The sequence below is a fragment of the Faecalicatena orotica genome, assembly GCF_905197545.1.
Lineage (GTDB): Bacteria > Bacillota > Clostridia > Lachnospirales > Lachnospiraceae > Faecalicatena_A > Faecalicatena_A orotica.
In genome coordinates this window covers 1-24,543 of the sequence record NZ_CAJJZH010000018.1, presented here as the reverse complement: position 1 = coordinate 24,543, position 24,543 = coordinate 1, and the positions used below count along the sequence as shown (strand labels likewise).

General features: G+C 44.7%; 21 protein-coding genes, 2 pseudogenes and 1 riboswitch. Of the genes and pseudogenes, 3 read left to right on the top strand and 20 right to left on the bottom strand.

Going from position 1 to position 24,543, the window contains the following annotated elements; all coding sequences use genetic code 11:
• Nucleotides 1–46: 46 nt before the first annotated feature.
• From secG to eno, 9 genes are all read right to left on the bottom strand, one after another.
• The gene (secG, locus tag ABIN22_RS22565; protein WP_009003784.1) at nt 47–289 is read right to left on the bottom strand and encodes a preprotein translocase subunit SecG; all 243 of its coding nucleotides are present in this window, start codon (nt 287–289) and stop codon (nt 47–49) included.
• Nucleotides 290–448: 159 nt separating this feature from the next.
• Nucleotides 449–739: a hypothetical protein gene (locus ABIN22_RS22560; protein ID WP_109731307.1), complete on the bottom strand. Its 291-nt coding sequence runs from the start codon at nt 737–739 to the stop codon at nt 449–451.
• Nucleotides 732–3,572, bottom strand: a complete 2,841-nt coding sequence (locus ABIN22_RS22555; RefSeq protein ID WP_346911415.1) for a glycoside hydrolase family 3 C-terminal domain-containing protein — start codon at nt 3,570–3,572, stop codon at nt 732–734. Before ABIN22_RS22555 ends, ABIN22_RS22560 begins: the two co-directional genes overlap by 8 nt.
• 230 nt (nt 3,573–3,802) lie before the next feature.
• The gene (locus ABIN22_RS22550; protein WP_118621798.1) at nt 3,803–4,540 is read right to left on the bottom strand and encodes a LytR/AlgR family response regulator transcription factor; all 738 of its coding nucleotides are present in this window, start codon (nt 4,538–4,540) and stop codon (nt 3,803–3,805) included.
• Nucleotides 4,541–4,542: 2 nt separating this feature from the next.
• Nucleotides 4,543–5,901 (bottom strand): sensor histidine kinase, encoded by a 1,359-nt coding sequence (locus ABIN22_RS22545; protein ID WP_346911413.1) that lies wholly within the window; start codon nt 5,899–5,901, stop codon nt 4,543–4,545.
• An 84-nt stretch (nt 5,902–5,985) separates the two neighbouring features.
• A complete protein-coding gene (locus tag ABIN22_RS22540) occupies nt 5,986–6,735 on the bottom strand; it encodes a GNAT family N-acetyltransferase (RefSeq protein ID WP_346911411.1) in 750 nt (249 codons plus the stop codon).
• Nucleotides 6,736–6,755: 20 nt separating this feature from the next.
• Nucleotides 6,756–7,019 carry a zinc ribbon domain-containing protein gene (locus ABIN22_RS22535; protein WP_346911409.1) on the bottom strand — a complete coding sequence of 88 codons (264 nt, stop codon included), beginning with the start codon at nt 7,017–7,019 and terminating at the stop codon, nt 6,756–6,758.
• 72 nt (nt 7,020–7,091) lie between these two features.
• Nucleotides 7,092–7,988 carry a helix-turn-helix transcriptional regulator gene (locus ABIN22_RS22530; RefSeq protein WP_346911407.1) on the bottom strand — a complete coding sequence of 299 codons (897 nt, stop codon included), beginning with the start codon at nt 7,986–7,988 and terminating at the stop codon, nt 7,092–7,094.
• A 601-nt stretch (nt 7,989–8,589) separates the two neighbouring features.
• The gene (gene eno, locus ABIN22_RS22525; RefSeq protein WP_109731312.1) at nt 8,590–9,861 is read right to left on the bottom strand and encodes a phosphopyruvate hydratase; all 1,272 of its coding nucleotides are present in this window, start codon (nt 9,859–9,861) and stop codon (nt 8,590–8,592) included.
• 159 nt (nt 9,862–10,020) lie between these two features.
• Here eno and ABIN22_RS22520 point away from each other — a divergent pair, with 159 nt between their 5' ends.
• Both ABIN22_RS22520 and ABIN22_RS22515 read left to right on the top strand, forming a co-directional pair.
• Nucleotides 10,021–10,863 (top strand): YitT family protein, encoded by an 843-nt coding sequence (locus ABIN22_RS22520; protein WP_109731313.1) that lies wholly within the window; start codon nt 10,021–10,023, stop codon nt 10,861–10,863.
• A gap of 44 nt (nt 10,864–10,907) precedes the next feature.
• Nucleotides 10,908–13,103 (top strand): DNA topoisomerase III, encoded by a 2,196-nt coding sequence (locus tag ABIN22_RS22515; protein ID WP_346911404.1) that lies wholly within the window; start codon nt 10,908–10,910, stop codon nt 13,101–13,103.
• A 70-nt stretch (nt 13,104–13,173) separates the two neighbouring features.
• Here ABIN22_RS22515 and ABIN22_RS22510 read toward each other — a convergent pair whose 3' ends face one another.
• The 4 genes from ABIN22_RS22510 to ABIN22_RS22495 form a co-directional block, all read right to left on the bottom strand.
• Nucleotides 13,174–13,881: a cell wall hydrolase gene (locus tag ABIN22_RS22510; RefSeq protein WP_109731315.1), complete on the bottom strand. Its 708-nt coding sequence runs from the start codon at nt 13,879–13,881 to the stop codon at nt 13,174–13,176.
• Nucleotides 13,882–14,155: 274 nt separating this feature from the next.
• Entirely contained in the window at nt 14,156–14,935 is a 780-nt protein-coding gene (phnX, locus tag ABIN22_RS22505) for a phosphonoacetaldehyde hydrolase (protein WP_346911402.1), read from the bottom strand.
• Between the two features lie 16 nt (nt 14,936–14,951).
• Nucleotides 14,952–16,049 (bottom strand): 2-aminoethylphosphonate--pyruvate transaminase, encoded by a 1,098-nt coding sequence (locus ABIN22_RS22500; RefSeq protein ID WP_109731317.1) that lies wholly within the window; start codon nt 16,047–16,049, stop codon nt 14,952–14,954.
• A 137-nt stretch (nt 16,050–16,186) separates the two neighbouring features.
• Complete coding sequence (locus ABIN22_RS22495) at nt 16,187–16,654, bottom strand: pyridoxamine 5'-phosphate oxidase family protein (RefSeq protein ID WP_346911400.1); 468 nt, start codon at nt 16,652–16,654, stop codon at nt 16,187–16,189.
• Nucleotides 16,655–16,960: 306 nt separating this feature from the next.
• Between ABIN22_RS22495 and ABIN22_RS22490 the strand changes: the two genes are divergently transcribed.
• Nucleotides 16,961–18,310 (top strand): MATE family efflux transporter, encoded by a 1,350-nt coding sequence (locus tag ABIN22_RS22490; protein ID WP_109731319.1) that lies wholly within the window; start codon nt 16,961–16,963, stop codon nt 18,308–18,310.
• A 188-nt stretch (nt 18,311–18,498) separates the two neighbouring features.
• On the opposite strand, the gene ABIN22_RS22485 is transcribed toward ABIN22_RS22490, so the two are convergent.
• The 7 genes and pseudogenes from ABIN22_RS22485 to tnpC all read right to left on the bottom strand — a co-directional run bounded on the left by ABIN22_RS22485 (nt 18,499) and on the right by tnpC (nt 24,342).
• Nucleotides 18,499–19,149, bottom strand: a complete 651-nt coding sequence (locus tag ABIN22_RS22485) for a DUF4318 domain-containing protein (RefSeq protein ID WP_346911398.1) — start codon at nt 19,147–19,149, stop codon at nt 18,499–18,501.
• Nucleotides 19,146–19,598 carry a LytTR family DNA-binding domain-containing protein gene (locus tag ABIN22_RS22480; protein ID WP_346911396.1) on the bottom strand — a complete coding sequence of 151 codons (453 nt, stop codon included), beginning with the start codon at nt 19,596–19,598 and terminating at the stop codon, nt 19,146–19,148. Before ABIN22_RS22480 ends, ABIN22_RS22485 begins: the two co-directional genes overlap by 4 nt.
• 190 nt (nt 19,599–19,788) lie before the next feature.
• Nucleotides 19,789–20,415, bottom strand: a complete 627-nt coding sequence (locus ABIN22_RS22475; RefSeq protein WP_109731322.1) for an ECF transporter S component — start codon at nt 20,413–20,415, stop codon at nt 19,789–19,791.
• Between the two features lie 165 nt (nt 20,416–20,580).
• A riboswitch (FMN riboswitch) is annotated at nt 20,581–20,706 on the bottom strand.
• Between the two features lie 338 nt (nt 20,707–21,044).
• Nucleotides 21,045–21,263, bottom strand: coding sequence for a hypothetical protein (locus ABIN22_RS22470; RefSeq protein WP_346911394.1), 219 nt, complete (start codon nt 21,261–21,263; stop codon nt 21,045–21,047).
• Nucleotide 21,264: 1 nt separating this feature from the next.
• A complete protein-coding gene (locus ABIN22_RS22465; RefSeq protein WP_346911392.1) occupies nt 21,265–21,606 on the bottom strand; it encodes a ParB/RepB/Spo0J family partition protein in 342 nt (113 codons plus the stop codon).
• A 49-nt stretch (nt 21,607–21,655) separates the two neighbouring features.
• Nucleotides 21,656–22,489, bottom strand: a pseudogene (locus ABIN22_RS22460) (ParA family protein).
• A 176-nt stretch (nt 22,490–22,665) separates the two neighbouring features.
• Nucleotides 22,666–24,342 (bottom strand): annotated as a pseudogene (tnpC, locus tag ABIN22_RS22455) (IS66 family transposase).
• Between the last annotated feature and the right edge of the window lie 201 nt (nt 24,343–24,543).

Here is a 24,543-nt window from a genome sequence, read left to right as displayed (position 1 = left end):
AGAAAAAACACTCTATATTTTATAGAGTGTTCATCATCTTATCCTCTTAGTTAAATACACCCAGGTTCAAAACCAGTGCCAGAACCATAAATAAAATGGCAAGGAACTTCGTGGACTTTACAAGAGCGCCTTCCATAGAACGTCCTTTATTCTGTCCCCAGTAGGAATCCGCTGCACCACTGATCGTTCCCAAACCTGCCGACTTACCTTCCTGCAGAAGAATAATTGCTGACAGTGCAATACAATCTATAACAAATATAATCGTCAAAATAATCTTTAAAATATCCATCAATCTCCACCTCCTGTGAATAAACCACGATTATCTTACCACAGATGGGAAGTATTTGCAATAACTTTTCCAAGTTTTCAACAAAATTATAAAAACAAAAAAATGCTGAGAAACCCTGAAGATTTCCCAGCATTTTGACCTTCCTGCCACATTAGAAGCTTATTTTACAACCGCCCTGATAATCTTGTTTTTTAACAGGCAGAATATAAATATCACAGCACAGATCACGGTTACTATGATGCTTGGCATACGTACCGCGTCGTTCGTTCCGGATGTCAGTATATATCCGATGGACCAGCTTAATATCTGCACGTCTCCCACTGCCAGAATCATAATAGCCAGTGACACAATTCCAAAGGATGCGCTTGTCAGCAGCAGAACCAGCCAGATGAAGTTCAGTCCGTTATTGTGAATCAGTTCGTTCGCTTTTTTCCCTGTTACTTTACTCATTGTCATCCTCCTTTTTCTTGTTGCAGCACCACGCCCTGAACGGCAGGCACATAAAGAGCGCGATCATTCCAGCGGCCAGTATGGCATCTCCCAGAATCCAGAACCACATCCAGTTTGAGAATCCGCCTTCGTATGTATACATATTCGGTGCCTCGCTGTTTGCATATACATACAGGATATTCTTTGCTGATTCTCTCATTTTTGTTACACCATAACCGCTCTTCAATGTGGCAGACGTAAAGCCGCAGTCACCGCTGGCTTTTGTCAGCATCATGTCATTTCCAGCCCGGAGTGCATAGTCAGGGAGCATGTAATAGGAACCTCCCGGTCCTACACCATCTGTGATCACCTTCCCCTTCATCCCCCACTCATCACGTGGAAGTACGGTACATAATGCATAAGTTGCACCACTCCATGAGGTTCCGATTCGTCCCAGTTCCGTCATAAGTCCGGTACATTCCCCTTGTTTCACTGCGAGTTCAAAAGGTCTTGCATACACCTCGCGAAGTGCCTGTTCATTGCACCAGTTTGCGACACCATCCCGGTTAGTATCCTGTGTATTCAGCAGGTAATGTTTCGCATATACATATACGCCCTGCCCCTGAAGCCCTGACACTTCTGCTGCCGCAAACATACCGGCATGGGTCGGGTCTTCTGAAAAGTATTCAAAGTTTCTTCCACCGAATGGAGAACGGTGTGTATTCATCGCAGGGGCATACAAACCGGCAATTCCCCAGTTGATTGCTTCCTGCCCATAGATGCTGCCCATTTTTTCAACGAGCTCCACATTCCATGTCATGCCCATCAGGACTTCTGATACATATGTGTTCATTTTCAGTCCAAGATCATTAAAGCTGAATCCATTTAATCCCTGGGGGCCATCGATGTCGACCGTCTCTGGTTTTTCTATGGAGTCTATCTGCGGGGTGGACCACCCGGAATTTCCGCACAGTACTGTCAGCTCATCTAACGTAAGCTGGTCCATAAGGTCTTCCCACTTCTCATCGTCATAGTCCAGACCGATCATGTCATTGATCGTCAATCCGTTGTCCGCCCCAAGTACAGGCATTTCCACGGAATCATCATCCATATCCATAACTGAAGATCCGGGGCCGTTAGCCTCTAATCTTGCCTTGACTTCCTCAGGAACAGAAGTCGGGTTCAGACGTCTTTCCACCTTCGGAAATGTTCCAGCAAAATCTGCACGGCTTAAATAGGTCATGTTTGTCTCCAGTGTTGCTGCGTCCTGAAATTCATCCTGCACTACAGCCGCCGTTTCATCTGTAGATCTCTTGCCGTCATTTTCCTCGTTGTAAATAATCTGTCCGGCCAGATCATAAGTAAAGCTCTGTCCTTCCTTTACTGTATGTGCATCTGTACGCAGTGTAAATGTATAAGTACCTTCATCCATCACATAACATCCATTTCCTTTTTCATCAAAGGATGCCATATCATCGAATACCATTGTCAGTTCCAGTGTCTGGGACTCACCCGGCTGAAGTTCATCTGTCTTGGCAAACGCTCCCAGATTTACCGCCGATTTCTCAATTCCGCCTTTTGTATACGGTGCGCTGTAGTATAATTGGACGACATCTTTGCCGGCCGTATCCCCTGTATTGGTTACTTCCACCTTGCAGGTAATATTGCCCCCCTGCCCGTCAACCTGTGAATCTATAAGTTTCCAGTCGAAGGTGGTATAGCTTAGTCCATATCCGAATGGATACTGTACGATGCTGTCATAGTTTTTATAATCATAAGTTGTATCCCCGACTGTAACCACAGTGCCGTCCACTGCTGCCGTCTCATACCAGCGGTAGCCTGTATAAATATTTTCCTCGAAATAGAAATATTTATTGGACATATTTGTATCATAGTCCGTGTAAGTGCAGTCTCCCATATTATAATAGGAAGGAGCACTCTTTAAATCGTATGCATAGGTATCAACCAGATGGCCGCTCGGATTCACGGTTCCCATCAGAACATCGGCAACACCTCTCAGGCCGGTTGCCCCCGGTCCCGCGATCTGAAGTGCCGCGTCAATCCCTTCGTCTTCGAGAAAACCAAGTTCCATTGCATGAGAGGAATTAATCAATACGATTACATTTTCGAAGTTTCCTTTCACCAGATCCAGCAATTCCTGCTCACAGCTCTGGATCTCCAGATAGTGTTTCCCTTCGTCACCGCCCACATCTGTATACTCACTCATATCCAGCGGGCAGTCCTGTCCTTCTCCGCCTACACGTGAAAGAACTACTACCGCGGTATTGCTGAATTCCTTTGCTGTATCAATATGTTCTGACACATCCGTACACTTGCTGTCATAAACAGAAAAATCTGCACCGTCCGGATTAAAGACATCCCACTCCGCGCTTTCCGTGTATTTCCCGGAATAATAATCCCAAAGGTCCTCATTAATCGTAAGCCCTTCATTTTCAAAGGATTCCTTCAAGGTCTCATTCTCCGCACTTCCGCTTGTGGTCCCGCTTCCGGCACCGCCATATACAATATCGACGCTGCGGTACCCGAATACATTGATTTTGTCGGTATCCATCGGAAGTGCATTGTCCGTATTCTTCAGGAGCGTCACCCCTTCCGATGCTGCTTCCTTCGTAATATCACGTGCCTCATTAAAGGTGGCCGTCTTTTCTTCTTCTGATGCCTCTGAACTGTTTCCCCCGGTCACCTGCTTATTCAGGTTCCAGTAATATGTGATCGTATCTGCATACCGTGTCAGACCGATATTTGCGACGATCATGATAATCATCAGCAGCGACACTGCAATGGAGCCAATGACTCCGAATTTCTTTTTAACAGGATGCATCCATTTTTTCATTGTGTTTCCTCCTCATCCATTTTTTCATTTGCTTTTCCACCCGTTTTTCTCCTTTCTTTACTTGATGAGGAGAGTATATTAAATGTAAAACACATACGCAATATTTCTGACACCAACGGATTTTAGCTGGTACAAAAACAAATTCAGCCGGTACAACTGGTACACATAACGGTATGATTTGCACTTGACAATGACAGATTTTTTTCACCAGAAAAGCAGCATAATCTTCCTTAGAAAATTATGCTGCCTTCATTCTTCATCAGTTCCATATAATAATCCTTCACTTCTGCCGCCTTCCGCCTGCTCATCGGAAGGCTCATCCCATTATCCAGAACCACATCATTCTCTTTAAATACCTGGATGTGTTTATAGTTCACAAGATATCCCTTATGGATACGGATAAAACCATAATCTTTAAATTCTTCCTCCAGCTCCTGCATCTGCTTTCTGACTGCAAGAGGCTTCTCCCGGCCCGCTATATAGAACTGCTGGTATTTCCTGGCCCCCTCAATGAACAAAATATCTTCTATATTGACCGTCTCGGTCTGGTCCTTCAGCTGGAGTACAACCCGGCTCTCCTTTCCGTCTTCCCTCTGATCCAGATACCCGCCGAGGACCTGTGGGATATCTTCCAGAAAATGATTCTTACGGATAAACCCGTATGGGTTAACCCGGAGGGAATCAAACACCTTGTCCTCCCTGCTGGAAACATAGATGATATCGACCTTATTCCTTTGTCCACGCAGCTTCTTTCCAAATGCAATTCCATCCACAACAGGCATATCAATATCCAGAAGAAGCAGATCGAAGGAAACCTCCCTCATCTTCTTTTCCAGACTTTCCGCGTTTATGAAGGTACGGACCTCCCCTTGCACTTTTTTCTCCTGCAGTACCTTCCCAATAGCCTCTCTGATCACATCCAGGGCAAATGTCTCGTCATCACAGACGGCAATTCTCAGTTTTTCCACTCTTACTCTCCCTTTTGCCTTATGGCCGCTTCTTTTTCCATCTGCAGCATCACATCTGCGGTAAATACGGAATCCGTTATCTTGTATTTTACATGACCATGATACTTCTGTGCAATCATATCTACTACTTTTGTCCCGTAACCATGCACTTTTTTATTTCGTTTCGTACTCTCCAGCTTCAGCCGCTCTTTTACGGACATACTGTCGTCCACGGGATTTTTTACGGTAATAAACAGATAAGCTCCCTTTGCCTCCATTTCCAGAGTGATAACCGGCCGGTCGAATTTCCCGGCATCACATGCCTCAATCGCATTGTTCAGGAGATTAAACAAAAGACTACATAACTCTGCGTCTTTAAACGGAAGTCTCTCTGGAATGATAATTCTGGTTTTCAGCGTAATTCCATGCGATCTGGCAGAGGACGCCTCATAATTGGCAATGGTATTCACTACCGTATTGCCACAGTTTACATACTGGTACAATTCTGCATTCTGGGAAAAACTGTTGTTTAAAAAGTCTTCCAGCTTGTCATACTCTTTCTTCTCAAGTAGTGCCTTCAGGTACATATCATGGTTCTTAATCTCATGGCGGATTGTGCTCATTTCCTCATATATATTTTTGGTGGCCTCATACATCTCATGATCGACCTCCGCCTTTCTCTGCATCGCCACCAATTCCATATTCTGCACATATTCTCTGGAGATCATATAGAACATATAATACCCCAGAAGTTCCAGAAGCCAGAAACTAAGGCTGATAATCACATTGTATGCCACGGTCCCTTTCAACAGTGTTTCAGCCAGCAGGGCATACGCAATCTGTGAGATGCCTGCAAGGGCGGAGATTGCCACCATCAGGATCACTCCCGATTTAGGTGTATAAGAGAAAGACTCCGTTGAAAATCTTTTTAAAAACCATGCCATGAAGAAAAACAGCAGGATACTTAAAATAGCCGTTATCCCCAGATATCCGTATGATGAATATCCAAGGCCGTTAAAAAAATCCCCCCAGGGTTCCGAGATAACTACATTGAGAAATGCCGCCGAATAGTATACGCTGCACATCACGATTCTGGTGGATAGCCGGTACTTACTCCGGAACACGGCATAACACACCAGAAAAACGAGTAAAGAGAGCCAGTCTTTACTCGTTGAACCGATCAGCATATAGATGACGCTGTTCAGCAGAAACATCACGACAGCACATACTGCCGTCTCCGCTGCCTTTTTTAAGGTTCCTTTTATAGAAAGTTTTATATCATTCAGCATCAGGATGGCAGCCGCCATGTAAGCAAGCTGGGTTACTATGTAGGATTTTCCGTAGACCTGTTCAATAAAATAAATCTGAAAATATTCTGACATAAACTGGGTGTCCTTTACGGTGATTTTGTTATATCATATACCCTGAATACACCGGCGGTCAACATTTCATCTTATGATTAAAGCCTACAGCCCCAACATTTTTTTGATGCCGCCTTCATTCAGCATCTGAACCGTCTCGAATTTCCCGTCCCGGAATACCGCCCAGTTATTAAAGATTCCGGGTACATTTTTCGCCTTTTCCAGACTGTCCACTGCGATCAGATTTAACGGCACATTGTATTTTTCACATGTATCTTTTACCTGTAAAACACTGTTTTTGATAAACGGGCACTGCATGCCGTAATAGATCGTCAGTTCTTTCTCTTCCGTCTCCATTTTCTTTGCACGCTCAGATAAATGCGGTTTCGTCCCGTCAAACGACAGTGCCAGTAACTCATAGTCACCTGCAGCAGTATCCACTGTTTCAAATCCAAATTTCGCCATAAATTTCTTATCTGTCAGATAAGGCTTTTTCTTTTTGGAGCTGAGTACACAGACCCCCGATTTCCCCTGTGCCTTTGCGTCGCTGATACAATATTCCAACAGTGATTTGGCATACCCATTCCCTTTGTATGACCCAGATACCCAAAGGCAGTAAATATATAAATAATTATCTCCATACACCGGGACCCATGCCGTCTCAAGCGGTGCATATTCAATAAATACTTTTCCTTTTGCATTGAGCTTACGGAAAACATGTCCCTCTGCAAACCGCTCCTGCAGCCATTGTTTTTTAGCTGCTACGCCGCCCTGATGCTTTTTATCCGCTATTGCACAGCACAGGTGCTCATTCTCAAGATTATCCGCGGTTATATTTACGAATTGTTCGCCCATACCAGTCTCCCTTTGTCTACTTATTTTTTCCAGCGTTTTAAAGTTGGAAACCATTCCATCATGCCAGACCTTGCCTCTTCCTCGCTCATCCCCGGATTAGCTGAGACCATATGCGGTACACATGTTTCAATCATTTCTTCCATCGTTCCCTGAAAAGTGAACGCACCATTTTCATAGCAGTAACTGCAGTAATCCTCGTTTTTACTGCCATCGGCATTGCTACCATACATTTCATTTGTTTCCCCCATAGGCATCCCGCAGCATTGACAAAATTGTTCACTCATTTTTGATTCCTCCATATTTGGTTTCTGTTGTTTTACAACTTTAGTATAATCCATATATGTTGACATCTTATGTCATGGTTTATTTTTTTCGAATATCTTTTTTGCTTCATTTGAGATGACCTCACGCAGATATGCGGGCTCTACTACATCCACTTGTGCCCCGAAGGAAAGCAGATAGCCTGTAAGCCAGTCATCCTCAGGCATTTCTGCTGCGGCAATAAGCGTCCCGTCTTCCTGTTCCTCTATTTCTCCGGGATCAAACTCATCATATACCCGGTATGCCATGTTCTTCGGGAAACGAAGTACGATCTTGTTGTAACTAAAATTCTGTGCATCCTCACAATCCGGAAAAGGAACAGGACTGAACCGCCGTCCTGTCGGTTCCAGTTCAATCATACGGTTCAGCTTAAAGATTCGAAAGTCTTCCTTCTCTGTACAATATGCCTTTACATACCATTCTTTTGCTTTATATAGAAGCTTAAGAGGATTGATTTCTCTTTTTGATCTCATACCGGAGGCCCCTGCATAGACGATGGATACTGTCTCATGATTTACAACGGCATCCTTCAGCTTTTCAAATCTGACGTTATCCTTCGTTTTTCTTCCCCAGCGTGAAAAATCTACTTCAAACCAATTATCAGACTGAATTTGAAAAAGCGCGGACAGCTTAGTCATCATTTCCTTTTCATAGACATGGTCCAGAACGGACAAGCTTTGTAATGAGGATAATAACTCCTGCTTTTCCTGATCCGATAACAAAGCATGATCAAGTACATAATTATCCAATAAGTAAATTCCGCCGTTCCTTCCTGTCTCAGCATAAACAGGAATCCCCGCATTGCTCAGGGCATCGATATCCCTGTAAATCGTCCTGACCGACACTTCAAACTCCCTTGCCAGCTCCGGCGCTGCTGCATGTCCTTTGCTAAGTAAATAGTATACGATCTTAAACAGCCGGCTTTCATTCATAACATCAATCACCTCCTTTTTCGGGTACCCCCTCCAAATTTCAAATGCGGGGAAAAAACCGCAGGAACACTGCATTTTGCCATTAAGCTGTAAAATACTGAACTTTTTATAACATTTAACTACATTATAGCAGATAAACCATGACATCGTATGTCAAGTTTAATTACATCTTCCGCCAGTTAAGCTCCATACCGCGAATTGATACGCTGCCCCCGTTTAGAGTCTCCCCAGTGGGCATTCTATCCCCTCGGCCGGATGCAGCAGCTGAAAAACCGGGAAGCCAGCCCCACGCCGGGGGCACCTGTGCTGTTTTAAAAGCCCTAAAGTTTACGTTAGAGCTTCTTAAGACAAAAACAGAAAAAATGACGGACAGAATTTGACGTCTCACGGCAAATTCTGAAGCGACTTAAAACCCGAAATTATCAAATTTCGGGTTGCATGTCGCTGGACCGCCATTTTCTCTGTTTTTGTCTTTAGGAGCTCTTACGTAAATGATGTGGACTTTAAAACAGCACAGGTGCTCCCGGCGTGGGGCTGGCTTCCCGGTTTTTCAGCGTCCCCTTTCCCAGCCAAGACTAAAGCTTGCCAACTAACTCCAAATTTATTTTCCTAATTCTTCTTCGATCCTCAATAACTGGTTGTATTTAGCAACACGCTCTGTCCTGCAGGGCGCCCCGGTCTTAATCTGCCCGGTATTAAATGCGACCGCTATATCTGCTATTGTTGTGTCTTCTGTTTCCCCTGAGCGATGGGATATGATCGCCTTGTATCCGGCTTTCTGTGCCATTTCGATCGCTTCAATTGCCTCCGTGAGTGTTCCAATCTGGTTTACCTTCACCAGAATTGCATTGGCAACACTCTGTTCAATCCCTTTTTTCAGTCTCTCCACATTTGTAACAAACAGGTCATCCCCGACCAGCTGTATCTCATTCCCCAGCCTCGTAGTAAGGAGTTCCCAGCCGTCCCAGTCTTCCTCATCAAGAGGGTCTTCAATCGAACGGATCGGGAATTCCAGTGATAAGTCTTCATAATACTCAATCAGCTCCTCTGCGGAACGGATAATTTTCTGTCCCTGCATCTTACTCTCACCAGGGAATTCGTATTTTTTATAGTCCTTGTTATACAGCTCGGATGCCGCAACGTCGAGGGCAATCGCAATATCTTCCCCCATTTTGTAACCAGCCTTTGTTACAGCCTCACTGATAAACCGAAGGGCTTCTTTTGCATCCGGCAGGTCCGGTGCAAAACCTCCTTCATCACCTACTGCCGTGCTCAGTCCGTTTTCTTTCAGCAGGTTCTTCAATGAATGGTAAATCTCCGCACACATGCGGAGTCCTTCCTTAAAGCAGCATGCTCCGACAGGCATGATCATAAACTCCTGAATATCCAGTGTATTATCCGCATGTGCCCCCCCGTTTAAGATATTCATCATCGGCACCGGGAGCTTGTGTGCATTAACGCCGCCGAGATAACGGTACAGCGGTACTTTCAATGCATTTGCCGCTGCTCTTGCGGCCGCCAGGGATACACCGAGGAGCGCATTCGCACCAAGGTTCTTTTTATTCTTGCTTCCATCCGCTTTGATCAGAACCTTGTCGAGAGCCGTCTGGTTAAACACGTTCATCCCGATAACCGCCCTGGCGAGCTGGTCATTCACATGTTCTACAGCACGCTGCACGCCTTTCCCGCCATAGCGGTCTTCATTGTCACGAAGCTCCACAGCCTCATACATTCCTGTCGATGCCCCGGACGGGACTGCGGCGCGTCCCACAGTGTCCTCACCGACCAGCACTTCTACTTCTATCGTAGGATTCCCTCTGGAATCAATAATTTCTCTTGCGTAAACATCCCGAATCGCTAAATACTGATACATAGATTTATTTCCTCCTGCTTCCTCATAATCCAGTGTTAGTATTTCCAATTATCTTTTCTTAATGCGTTGACTTTTGATATTCACGGCGTTACAATGCGGTTAGGTTTACAGGGGATGCAATGGCTCCCCGAAATAATGTATATAGTGGGGATTATACAAATGAACGGAAAAGTGAAACATTTTCTATTATTAACAGGCAGTACACTGATCATGTCTGTCGGAACCTATTTTTTTAAGTTTACAAACAATTTTACGTTCGGAGGCATAACAGGTCTCGCAGTCCTGGTTGCCAAGACCGGATTCATGTCCGCCAGTGACTTTACATTTGTCATGAATATGATATTGTTGGTCATTGGCTTTCTTGTGTTAGGAAAGAAATTTGCCGCAAAAACTGCATACTGCAGTATTCTTCTCTCCGTCACACTGTCTGTTCTCGAGCGTGTCTATCCGATGTCACACCCATTGACCGACCAGCCCATGCTGGAGCTGTGTTTTGCAATCGCACTTCCTTCTCTGGGATCTGCAATTTTATTTAATATTGGTTCTTCCAGCGGAGGTACCGATATCATTGCCATGATCCTGAAAAAGTATTCCAGCTTTGATATCGGCCGCGCACTTCTCGTAACTGATATCCTGATTACTGTGGCGGGCTGCTTTATGTTTGACATTAAAACAGGGCTGTATTCCTTCCTCGGCCTTGCAATTCGCTCGTTCATGATCGATAACTTTATTGAAAGCTTTAACCTTTCTAAATATTTTAATGTAGTCTGCGATACACCTGAGCCAATCTGTGACTTCATCGTCCATACACTTGGCCGCAGTGCCACCGTATGCCTGGCACAGGGTGCATTTTCCGGTAAAGATAAGTATATCATCTTTACCGCGCTCAACCGGCCGCAGGCTATAAAGCTTCGTAACTTCATCAAGGAAAACCAGCCGGAAGCATTTATCCTCATATCCAATACGAGTGAAATTATCGGAAAAGGATTTCATAGTATATAAGGATACAAAACGACTCAACATATTTGAATTAAAGGAGATTTTTAATGAAGCATCTAGTAATAGCTGAAAAACCATCTGTAGCGAGGGACATAGCACGTGTTCTCCACTGTACGAAAAAAACGAACTCTTATATAGAAGGAACGGATTATATTGTAACATGGGCGCTCGGCCACCTTGTCACACTTGCGGACCCGGAACAATACGGCGAGCAGTATAAAACTTGGACTATGGACACGCTCCCCATGATGCCCAAAGACTGGAAGCTGGTAGTCATCAAACAGACCGGGAAGCAATATACTGCTGTCAAGGAACTGATCTACAGAAAAGACGTCTCTGATATCATTATTGCAACAGATGCCGGCCGCGAGGGTGAACTTGTTGCCCGCTGGATTCTGGACAAAGCAGGGAACAAAAAGCCACTGAAGCGTCTCTGGATTTCCTCAGTCACGGATAAAGCCATCCGTGAGGGTTTTGCGCATTTAAAGCCCGGTAAGGAATACTATAATCTCTATAAAGCCGCTGTTGCCAGAGCACAGTCTGACTGGGTTGTAGGCATCAATGCCACCCGTGCCCTGACCTGTAAATATAATGCACAGTTATCCTGCGGACGGGTGCAGACGCCGACGCTTGCCATGATTGCGGCGCGGGAGGAAGAAATACGCAGTTTCAAACCCAAAACATTTTACGGAATGAAGGCACTGGCAAAGGGAATCAGCTTTGTATGGATCGACGCACAATCCGGTTCCCAAAGAACATTTGACCGTGACCGCATCCAGAATCTTTATAAACAGCTCAGTGGCCCGCTTCTTATCGGGGAAGTCAACAAAAAGCAGAAGAAATCCTTCTCCCCCGCCCTTTACGACCTGACCACCCTGCAGAGGGAGGCGAACCAGCATTTCGGATTTTCCGCAAAGGAAACGCTCAATATTATGCAGCGTCTCTATGAAAACCATAAGGTGCTCACCTATCCACGTACGGATTCACGATATCTGACAAGTGACATGGTGGGAACGTTAAATGAGCGCTTAAAGGCGTGCGCTGTAGGCCCGTACGGCAGACTGGCCGGAAGACTTTCCATGAAGCCGGTCAAAGCCGACAAATCTTTCGTCGATAATGCAAAGGTATCCGACCACCACGCAATCATCCCGACAGAGCAATTCGTCCAGCTCGACCATATGACAAACGAAGAACGAAAAATATATGACATGGTCGTGAGGCGTTTCATCGCCGTCCTTTCACCGGCCTGTGAGTATGAAGAAACCGTGATAAAAGGAACCATCGGATCGGAAACATTTACTGCGAAGGGAAATATCATAAAGCAGCACGGCTGGAGGGAGGTTTATGAATCCGGTTATGAAGAGCCTGACGATGACGATGCAGAGGATTCTTTTGTGAAACAGACACTCCCTGAAGTAAAAAAAGGAGATACCCTCGATGTGACAAGCCTGACAGTGACGGAAGGCAAGACCAAACCGCCTGCATATTTTACAGAGGGCACCCTGATTAGTGCTATGGAAAATCCGGTAAAATATATGGAGCGTAAAGACAAAACACTCATCCGTACACTTGGGGAGACCGGAGGACTTGGAACCGTCGCCACCCGCGCTGATATTATTGAAAAGCTGTTCAACAGCTTCCTGATGGAGAAGAAGGGAAATGAGATCCATATAACGTCAAAAGGAAAACAGCTTCTGGATCTCGTACCCGCAGACCTCAAGAGCCCGGAACTTACTGCGGACTGGGAGCTTAAGCTTCAGGCGATTGCGAAAGGAAAAGTGTCCGGCCAGGATTTCATGAACGAAATCGAAGGCTATACAAAAAGGCTCATACAGGAAATCAAGACCGCCGAGGGCCGGTTCCGCCACGATAATCTGACACGCACCAAATGCCCGGAGTGCGGCAAATACATGCTCGAAGTCAATGGAAAACACGGAAAGATGCTTGTCTGCCAGGACCGTGAATGCGGACACAGGGAAACCATTTCCAGACATACCAATGCCCGCTGTCCCGTCTGCCACAAGAAGATGGAGCTTACAGGCAAGGGGGATGGCCAGCGTTTCATCTGCTCCTGCGGGCACAAAGAAAAGCTCAGCGCTTTTCAGGAACGCCGGAGCAAAGAAGGAAAAGGTGCGAATAAGAAAGATGTGAATAACTATTTGAAAAAACAGGCAAAAGAAGCTCAGGAACCGATTAATAATGCATTTGCGGACGCATTTTCCAAATTTGATATAAAATTTTAGTTATGGCCTTTATGAAAAAAATCCGCGTACGCCCTTTGCCGGCCCGTACGCGGATTTTTTGTTTATAGAATTAGTGGAAGAAATGATCCCCGATCTGAATTCCCCAGTCTCCGTTTCCGAAGTAAAGGCAGTCCCCGATCGGATTCGCTCCTGCAATCGCATCTGCTGCTGCCTGCATTGCAGTGTCAGTATATCCGCCACTTGCAAGCACACTGTCCAGCCAGCCCGTCATAGCCGGTCCAAACTGTCCTGACTGATATATGACTTCAGCAACACTGTTCGGATACACACCGCTTCTCACGCGGTTCATAATAACGGCTCCAACAGCAACCTGTCCGTCATACGGCTGGTTTCCCGCCTCACAAAAGATAATGGATGCCAGAAGCTCCTGATCCCCCGCCGCAACCGGCATGGCTGACGCCTCTGCCGCCGCAGAGAGCGCCGCTTCTTCCTCCGCCGCTCTCTGGGCCTCTTCCGCCGCCCGCTGGGCCTCCTCGGCAGCACGCTGTGCCTCCGCCGCGATTCTTTCCTGCTCTTCTTTTATCCTGCGCTGTTCCGCATCATAAGCTGTTTTTGCATCTGTTGCAGCCTTTTTCGTATCTTTCATCTCCAATGCTGGAATCCTGCCAATTGCTTCTGTATTCTCCCCTTTATCTACAGTATCAATTGTAAACGCTTCCGGCATCGAAGAAGCCGCCTGCGTTGTAAACCCGGCAGTAAACATCGTGCATACGGTAACCGCCGACAATACCTTTATAAATTTTTTTCCCTGTAACATATTTATACCCTCCTGATTTGTTGCAATATCTTTACGTGTTTGTAATAAGCTTGTAATAAAATATATGCTTATCATTTCAAACTTATTACAGATATTACAAATTTGTTACAAAACGCATTCTACTACAAAAAATCAGATCTGTCAACTTTTTTATTTCCTTTTATTCCACCCAATAAATTCCTGCGGTCCGGTACGAAAAAAATGAGAATATTCTGAAAATGGAGTGCAAAGGGGTCAGACCCCTTTGCACTCCATTTTCAGAATATTCTCATTTTTAGTCAATCACCAGCACTTCCAGAAGCTCACTCATATTCCGAATGACCGCATCTGCCCCTGCTTCTTTATATGTCTTTTCCACAGTTCTAACAAGACTGTCTTTCTCACTCTGGGGAAGTCTTTCGTATTCCTCCTGCGTGAGTCCCATTTCTGAGCTTCCTTCGATCACTCCAATAGTAAATACACCCGCATTTTTTCCTTCTTTGATGTCGGATACGGTATCCCCTACTTTTACTACATTAGCTGTGGATGTGATTCTAAGAACCTCCATGTTTTTAAATATCATGTAAGGATAAGGCCTTCCGGCATTTCCCACAGAATTTGGTGAAAACCAGGCATCCGGCTCGTAGCCTTCCTCTTTTGCCTTTGGCACAACAACCGCCATCATTTCGTCGGTATAGCCTGTTGTTGAACCGATCTTAATGCCCTTCTCACGCAGTTTCGCCACAGTCTCCAGAACATATGGCTTTGGCTTTGCGAACTGGTCCAGAATCCCCATCAGATTTTCTTCAAAGGACTCGTACAGCCTGTCTATATCAGGCTCCCCCGGCTCCTGCCCGTATTTTTCAATCCACTGCTCCCGGATTCTTGGCATCGCCAGCATTGTTTTAATGTGATCCCTTTTCAGCATCCCCATCGGCTTTCTTACCTCTTCCATCGTAGGTTCGATTCCCGCTTTGCGGAATACTTCCACAAAAGCCTGTACCGGCGCAAAACAACCGTAGTCTACCGTGGTACCGGCCCAGTCAAATATGACTGCCTCAATTTTTCTGTTCATTACGTATCTCCTTGTTTTACTCATTATTTTCCTTTAAAAATTGTGTAAGAATTTCGATTAATTTCAAAATATCCTCTTCATAAATTTCACCGATATTACCGATACGGAAAGTCTCGGCTTCTGTCACTTTCCCCGGATAAATGGCGTATCCGCGGTCTTTGATGTATGTATACATGTCAGTAAATGAAAATTTATGATTCTCCGGATAGAAAAATGTCGTAATGATCGGCCCCTGATGTTCTGCTTCTATATAAGGATGTATTCCCAGTTCTGCCATTTTTTCAATAAGAAGTTTGTTATTATCCGTATACCTCTTATTTCTCGCCGGAATGCCTCCCTCTTCTTCCATTTCTTTAAGTGCCTGTGAAAATGCAAGTACAACATGTGTTGGTGATGTAAATCTCCATTTACCGTCTTTGTCCATCGTCGCCCACTGGTCATACAGATCCAGTGAAAGACTCCTCGCCTTACCTTTACTCTCGACCAATTTTTGTTTATTGGCGATGATGAATGAAAATCCCGGCACACCCTGAATACATTTATTCGCACTGCTGACGATAAAATCAATTCCCCATTCCCCAACAGGGATATCCACACCGCCAAAACTACTCATTGCATCGACGATCATGGTTCTGTTTCTTTCCTTAACAACCTTTGATACAGCCTCAATATCATTGAGAATCCCGGATGTTGTTTCACTGTGAACCATAGATACATGTGTAATGTCCGGATTCTGATCAAGTATTTCCGCAATTTTCTGCGCATCCGGCACTTTATAGTATACCTCATGATGAATCATATACGGGATTCCTGCGTGCTTCGCGATATCTTCCATCCGCTCGCCATAAGCACCGTTTGCTATGATAAGCAGCTTATCCTCATCTCCGACAACACTGGTCAGCACAGACTCCACGCCAAAAGTACCACTTCCCTGCATCAGCACTACTGTGTAATCCTCTTCCGATACGTGCGCAAGTTCAAGCAGCTTTCTTCTAATCTCAAGTGTAATTACTTTATAATCATCATCCCAGGTACAGTGGTCAAAAAGCATCTCCTCCTTCACGGTATTTGTCGTCGTCAGCGGTCCCGGCGTCAGTAACTTATAATTCTTCATAATGTAAAAATTCTCCTCTCAATCTTTCTCCGGCCTGTAGCATCCGTTATAAATAGCATTGAAATTATAGCAATATCAGTATTAAGAAACAATCAAATACAGTTCAAACTTCGGTTAAACAAATGTAAATTTACAGATTATTCCCTCCGCTTCCCACTGAATTCTTCTGCTGTAATCTTAATGACTGACACAATTGATACGAGTCGTTCGTTAAATTCGAAGTCCTTTCCCGTCTGGCACTTCATTAATATGCTGAGTGCCTTGATTTTTTCTGCGGAATCATCTATGATCTCCGCCTTTCCCTGTCCGACAATACTGGCATAGCGAAAGCCATACTGGCATGCAACCCTTCCTTCGATCAGCTCATGGTCGCAGTCCAGTTCAAATCCTACTTTTTGATTTTTCTGAAGCAGGTCCAGTTTCTTTCCTTCCAGAGCGGCGTGGAGATAGAAGATCAATTCTTTTCCCTCATATGTATATCCGAAGTTCATTGGAAGGAGATAGATTCCATCCTCATCATACATCGCGATTCGTATCACCTTGCATGTATCCAGTACATGCAGCATCTCCTCCCGTGTTTCTATCTCTCTGTCTCTTCTTTTCATTCGCGGCATATCTTTTGTCCTCCTTTTTAATCTTATTTCATAATATCACATCCTTGCATTCTCTTCCATTATTGTATTTTTCTTCTAAATTTATTTTGGATTTACATGACTGCTTACCGATCGCTGTCAATCCGGAAACAATCTATCGACAGCCGATATTTTTCATGATATAGTAGCCATATCACATAAAATCGTTATTGTCCGTGCCCTTTCAGGACGCACAGTAACGGTGTCCGCCAAAGGGGAAATTCATAAAGGCGGATTCATCTGCAAAAGAAAAATTTTATTTAGAGTGAGGCTTTAGAAATGAGACGGGGAAATTCAAATGTAAATCAGATCACAGAAGGAGTCATCTGGAGGCAGCTTCTTCTGTTCTTTTTTCCGATTGTATTCGGAACCTTTTTCCAGCAGCTTTATAATACAATTGACACGGTTATTGTCGGACACTTTGTGGGTAAAGAAGCCCTTGCAAGTGTAGGAGGGTCTTCCACCCAGATTATCAACCTGATCGTCGGCTTTTTTACCGGGTTGTCCTCCGGCGCTTCCGTCGTGATTGCGCAGTTTTTTGGGGCACAGGACGAACGCACCGTACGTCAGAGCCTGCATACTGCCTATGCTTTTTCGATAGCCGGAAGTATCGTCATTAGTGTACTCGGGATCGTACTGGCTCCGTCTATGCTCGAATGGATGCATACCCCGGAAGAAATCATGGCGGACTCTACGATGTATCTGCGTATTTATTTTACCGGAATTCTATTTGTCTTCATATATAATATGGGGTCCAGCGTCCTGCGCGCAGTCGGGGATTCCAGGCATCCGCTTTATTACCTGATTTTCTGTTGTGTAATGAATATTATACTGGATACTCTGTTTGTTGTAGTATTCCACATGGGGGTTCTCGGAGTCGCGCTGGCTACTCTAATCTCTCAGGCCTGCAGCGCCGTGCTTGTCACGCGAAAGCTCATGATTTCCGACGGCATCCTGAAGCTTTTTATCCGGCAGATCCGGCTGCACAAATCCGTACTGAAGTCCCAGCTTCACATCGGGCTTCCCGCCGGTTTCCAGTCCGTAATGTACAGCATTACAAATGTAATCATACAGGCCGCCCTGAATGACTTTGGAACAGATACTGCGGCAGCCTGGTCCGTATACGGGAAATTGGATGCTGTATTCTGGATGGTCAGCAGTGCTTTCGGAATTTCAATCACCACTTTCGTCGGGCAGAATTACGGTGCCAAAAAAATGGACCGTATCAAACGGAGCACCCGCGTCTGCCTTGGCATTGATTTTATTATGTCCGGAGTACTTGTGCTGTTCCTCATTGTGGCCCGTACCTTCCTGTTCCGCCTGTTTACGAATGATGCCGAAGTAATCCGGATTGGCTCCGAAATGCTCCTGCTTATCACACCGTGGTATATCGTATTCGTAATCATCGAAATACTGTCAGGTTCCCTGAGGGGGATCGGTGACGTTGTAATCCCGATGATTATTACGATGTGTGGGATCTGCCTGCTGAGAGTGGTATGGATCATCGGCGCGCTCAAGATTAAACCGACCATTCCGGCCATCATTTTCAGCTATCCGGTTACATGGATTTCTACGGCAGTCCTATTTATCATTTACTATTTTTACCGAATGAAAAAATTCAAGATATGAAATAGAGTTTCGCTTGCGAAACTCGCGCCTGCGGCGGTCGCATCGCGACATCTACCTTATACGCCGCAGTGCGCATCCCCCGGAGGGGGGGATTTCATAGGACGTACTTTCCTATGAAATAAACACACCTCCGGCGGTTACTAGGCCGGAGGTATGTTTTGCTTTTCTACTGAGTCACAGGCAGATGCCTATTTCTTATAATATTGTCCAAATTTCAGTGCATACATCGGTCCGAACTGGGAATAGAAGGAATCCAGTTCCACATGGTATGTCTGACCGTCCATCTTAACTACCGCGGGCTTTCCCCTCGTAATGAACTCCAGCGTGATCCTGTTCTTTCTGCAGTAATCTTCTATTTCCCTGCAAAATGCATCCACACTTCTGGGGCATTCCTCTAAATCCACGACAAGGTACCGCCCCTTCACAACTTCCCCGTTTAATTCTTCCGCTATTTTCTTAAAGGAACGATAATCCACTATCCAGCATATAAAAGCCACTGCGATGTTCACCAGAACGATATTCCGCAGGACTCCGGGCAAAAGAATTGACAGAGATACAAATACAGTTGTGAAAATCGAAATCCAGTAAACTGCCGCTGCCCCGTTAAACCATTGACCGATTTTTCTCTTTCCCGGCCTGTTATAGAGCCAGATAATCACATTGCCCACAAGCAGATACACAATTAACGCAACAGGGATAAACTTAAGCATTCCTGCAATCGTAGCCGTATTCTTTGAAAAACTCAGATACACTGCCGTGCTGGCAAATAAAACCAACCCAAAAAAGCATCCATCAAGTACTTTTTCCTTTGTTTCTTCTGATATTCCGTGCGTTCTCATAACAATCCCTCCTTAATTTGTGCCCGAAGGCCTTTTAAATATTTTCTGGAAATATAGGTACTGTCACCATTCTCAAATTCCGCCATCATAATCCCGCCAGGTATGGGCTTATAACGTTCCACCTTTGTCATATTGAGAAGGACCGACTTTGATGCCCTCACAAATTCCACCGGCAGAATCCTTTCCAATTCATACAGCCGCTTTCTGGTACAATAGATTTCCCCATTCATATGGATGTACTGTACCTCCATCAGCGATTCGATATAAAAAATCTCTCTGCATTTCACCTGATGGATCTCGTCATCCTTATAACAGGAGAGAAGCATATGTTTATAATTCTCCCGCTCTATAAAACCGGATAACCTCCTGATACTTTCATCTTCCTCATGTACCATCAGCCTTGCGGTCTCCGGCTTCTCTTTATCTATCTTTTCTATTTCCACCTTCATTCCATTTCCCTCCTGCCGTACCGTTTAGTAATAATGTCTTCCCTCTTTTTCTTTATCTTATCCGAGTTTTTTATAATTGTCTACTCATAAACGGCCAAAGGTCGCTGGGCATCGGTAAGAGGATATTGGACAAAAGAAAAGACGCTGCCCGGGCATTCCGCTCAGGACAGCGTCTTTCGTATCTTCTTATTTATCTCATTCTAAAGATCGGGCTGATCTTCTTATAAATCAGAAATACAATCAGGGAAACCAGTGTACCCTTCAGCAGGTTAAATGGTCCGACTGCAAAGAATACAAATGTGGATAAACTTGTAATATGTGCATTCACCGCCGTCCCCATCTCCACTAATGAATCAATCGGCATTCCAAATGCCGCGGCATAAGTTGGAAGCAGGATATATGCATTCAGTGCACATCCAATTACCGTCATAAATACAGTGCCAACAGCCATTCCCACAATGGCATTCTTTCTTGTACGGTTCCTCTTATAAATCAATCCCGCCGGAACACATAATGCACACCCGATCAGGAAATTTGCGATCTCGCCGACACCTGCTGTAATCGTGCCGTTGATAATAAAGTTCAGAAGGATCTTTACCAGCTCGATCACGGCACCTGCCATAGGTCCCATGACGAAGCAGCCTACCAGTACCGGAACTTCACTGAAGTCGATCTCATAAAATGCCGGTGCGAACGGCAGTGGAATCTCGAACAGCATCAATACTGTTGCAATTGCGGATAACATGCTGATCTGTGCGATTGTGCGGACGCCAATTTTACTTTGTGTCCTTGATACTACATTTGTCTCTGTGCTCATAGTCGTTTCTCTCCTTTAATTAAAAAAATTGAATTGAAAAGAAAGAAAATCTTCCCGGAAATCATGTCGGCCGCGTACATAACAGAATTTTCTGTGTTCCAAAAAATCCCAAAAGAAAAGCCCCGGATATTATCCGGGGCTAAAAAAATACGCTTTTGATGGCATAAATTTCTTCTTTCATCCAGACTTTACTGTCGGTACTGGAATTGCACCAGTTCAGCCACTATCCGAAAATAGCAGGTCGCGGACTATACCGCCGGTTGGGAATTACACCCGACCCCGAAGAATTTTCTCTATTCTATAGGTTATTATAATCCATTGTATGTGGTTATGCAAGCACTTTCTCTGTTCAATTTTCCAACAAAGAGTCTACAGTAATTGATTGCAGCTGTTCCCCAGTCTTTGCAATGGTAAGGCTGCCTACCTGCTCATTGTTCCTCTGAATCTATTGTCACAACTGGTATCCCGCTCTCTGGATCAATCTCAGATGCATTGCCAGACTCAATCGAAATAGATCTGAAGGGGTGAGGTGTGGAGAGGGGAACACAAACTTTTCTCACCATTTAGTGGAACATCCCACTTCCCTCTTGGTGTATTTCCGTGGACCTTGCTCAAAACAACATGAAATTTTACCTTTCCATATCTTTGTTTCTCTGCCTCTTTTGGTACATCTCTAACGCAGAGACTATCGTATCCTCCATCTTCTTTTTCGGCGTCCCTTTTGGAAAATATTTGCTGATACGATTCTGTGGAATCTTAAATTGCTCGACTTGGTTTGGCTTTTCCTTCTGCAGGATCGACGCAATCATCGGTGCTTCTAACTTGCCCTCTTTTAAGAATGATTTCATTTTAATGGCCTGCGCCGGTGATGGTGTGCAGTCCGAAAGCCTTTTCTGACGGCAAAATGTGTTCTCTTTGAAGGTTGCTATCCACCATAATCAAAATTGCTTCGTCATCTGTCAAATGTCTGACAATACATGGAAGATCAGTCTTTTCAGCCAGAATGGTTCCATGCTTTCGCCGATGTCCCGATACCATCTCATAACGTCCATCCTCTTTTGGCCTGACTAAAGCTGGAACAAGCACGCCATATTCCTTTATGCTGGTACTTAGATCAATCATCTCTGAATCATCCAATACTTTAAATGGATGGTTTAGGAAGTCATCGATCGGATCAACAGGAATGTCCATTACCTTTTCAAGGTTCTGTTCTGCCCGCTTTTCCTGTGTCGTAAACAGGTCATCGACTGAGGGCGGGTCCAGACTTATGCCTTTGCTTTTCTCTATCTCTCAACACCTCCTTCGTGAACGATTCGTATGCCTTTGCTACTAAACTATCTTTATCGTAAGCATAAACACTCTTCCCTTCGGCAGATGTCTCTGCGGCAGCAATAGCCTTCGGAATTTCTGTCTTGAACACTTTAACAGCAGTTCCATATTGCTCGCGTAATGTTGTAGAAACAAATTTTGCAAGGTTTGTCCTTCCTTCTACTAACGTAATTAAGATTCCCTCCATTTTTAATTGTGGATTCAACTGTCTTTTTACTTTTCCAATAGTTTTGATCAACTGCGTCACCCCTTTTGCCGGAAGATAATGAGCCTGAACTGGGATTATAACTGAATCTGCTGCTGATAATGCGTTTATAGTAATCATAACAAGGCCGGGCTTGCAATCCAAAAGGATAAAGTCATAGTCCTGCTTTACCTGTTGCAAATAGTTTCTAAGAACATATTCCTACTCATTGCAGTTACCAGAGACATTTCCATTGCGGAGAGTTCAATATTAGCAGGTATTAAATCTACTCCCTCTTGATGATGTAAGATCACTTCCTGCGGTTCTATTGGAATGTCTTCTATGATCTTTCCCATGATTGTTGATAATGTTATGGGGAGATCATCAATATCTTTAAAGCCAAGTGATGTAGTTAAATCTCCTTGTGGATCGGTAGGTATCTACTACCAGCACTTTCTTTCCCTGATCAGCTAGCCCAATTCCCCAATTCATTGTTGTACATGTTTTTCCTGTACCTCCTCCTTTTTGATTTGCTATTGCAATTATTTTGCCATCGGGCATGATTCTTTTACCTCCCTGTATTCACTCATCCTACATTGAGAAGCAAAACGCTCCAAGAACAACAGAAGTATATTTTCGACTGGTTGGTTTTAAAGCATAAACTGCTTGATCCTCATTCCCTTCCCTCCCTTCAACGTAAGCGCTTAAATTTTAGGTATGATAGAAAAAATCCCCGGCTACATTTCAGTAGCCGGAGCACCTTGACAATTCACATATGATTGATTTGATTCGTTTGCACGACGTTCAATCTCCACTTTGATGGTTTCGTTCCACGGTGCCAGAAGTTCTAATTCATCATCACTCATCCTATCATCAGGCAGTTTTTCAAGCAGATAGGTAAGATAGTGATAGACGTTTACTCCATTGGCTTTTGCCATTTCTACCATTGTATACACAATGGCGCTGGCCCGGGCTCCGTTTGGTGTGTCGCAGAACAGCCAATTTTTACGGCCAACTGTAAACGGACGGACCGCATTTTCACTGAGATTATTAGAAAAACTGCAGCGTCCATCTTCCAGATAGGTGGAAAGATAAGAACGGCGGTTCTGAATGTAGGTGACAGCTTTGTCCATTTTGCTCCCACGGGTAGGGTCCTGCTGATCAAGCCACGACAAAAAGCCTTCTACTACCGGCTTTTCTTTTTCAAGACGAGCCTTTTTGACAGCATCGAAGGAAGAATACTTTGACTTGATCACATCTTCCATATGGAAAAGCTGGTTAATATACAGCATTCCCTGTACGGATGGCTGGGTATAATCTAGAGCCTTTCCTTTTGGGATGGCATCGGTCAGATATCTTCTGATGTGCGCCTAGCAGGCTGTGCGCTTTGCATCCGGAACTTTATTGTATCTGCTGTAGCCATCACACATCAGATAGCCCTTGAAGCCGTGGAGGAAATCAACGGCATTGTCCCCTGCCCGGGTCTCCGAGTATTTATAGAGGATAATAGGCGGTCCTCCGTCTTCGCCGCTGCGGAACAGCCACATATATGATTTTGTCTGTGCACGGCGTTCCGGTTCATGCAGAACCTGCAGAGGCGTTTCATCTGCCATTGCGAATCCCCGTTCCAGAAGCTTTCTGTGGAAGTATTCATACATGGGAAGAAAAAATGCCTCAGAATTCCGGATCACCCAGTTTGCCATAGTAGCTCTGGTGATTGCCACACCATACTGTTTCCAGTCTTTTTCCTGGCGGTAGAACGGAAGGCCATTACAAAACTTCTGGTACATTACCCAGACAACCGTACCGGCGGAAGTTATTCCATAGAGCATATGGGCTCTGCCATCTTTGTCTTTTTTGATAACTGGAAGATCACTAAGGCTGCACTGCGGACACTCATAGTTTTTACTGTAGTATTCATATACTTTCAGTTTTGCCGGGACAAAAACTAGTTCCCGGCGGACAAACTCCTCCCCGATCTCTTTCAGTGGAGTACCACACACGGGACAGAGTTTGTCTTCCTCAGACAGGTCCAGATACTTTTTTTCAACTGGAACACCTTTAAAACGCTCAGCATCTGTAACTCTTGCTTTTCGTTTTTTTCCTGTTTTTCCCGGAAGAAGTGCTTCAAGATCTTCCGCTTTTGCAGCTTTTGGATCCTGTTCCAATTCAGCCTCATTGAAAAAGTTCAGCTGGCCTGGAATGTCGGGTATTCTTTTTTCGCTGGAGGTGCCAAACAGTTTTTTACGGAGAAGGTCTATTTCCTCTTTCAGGTTATCCCGTTCCTGGGTGAGGGCCTCTTCTCGTTTATTGGCAGCATCGACAGTTGCCTGAAGTGTTTTTATCATTTTTTTGAGATCATTGATCATGTCCTTCAGCTCACGGAGCTGGATATCTTTGGAACTGTCTGCCACTGCTTTTTCCTCCTGTTTCTGATATTTCTATTATACCAGAAAACAGGGGATCTTCCCAGAAAAACAGCAGATTTATAGGGATTGAAAGTGCTGAAAAACAAGTTTTATGTGTATCTTTTTCATGTAGTCTTAATCGCCTTTGGCTGCTCAATATCGATGCCTGACATCAGCCAGTCGAACTCCCGCCATGTAAGATTCCGG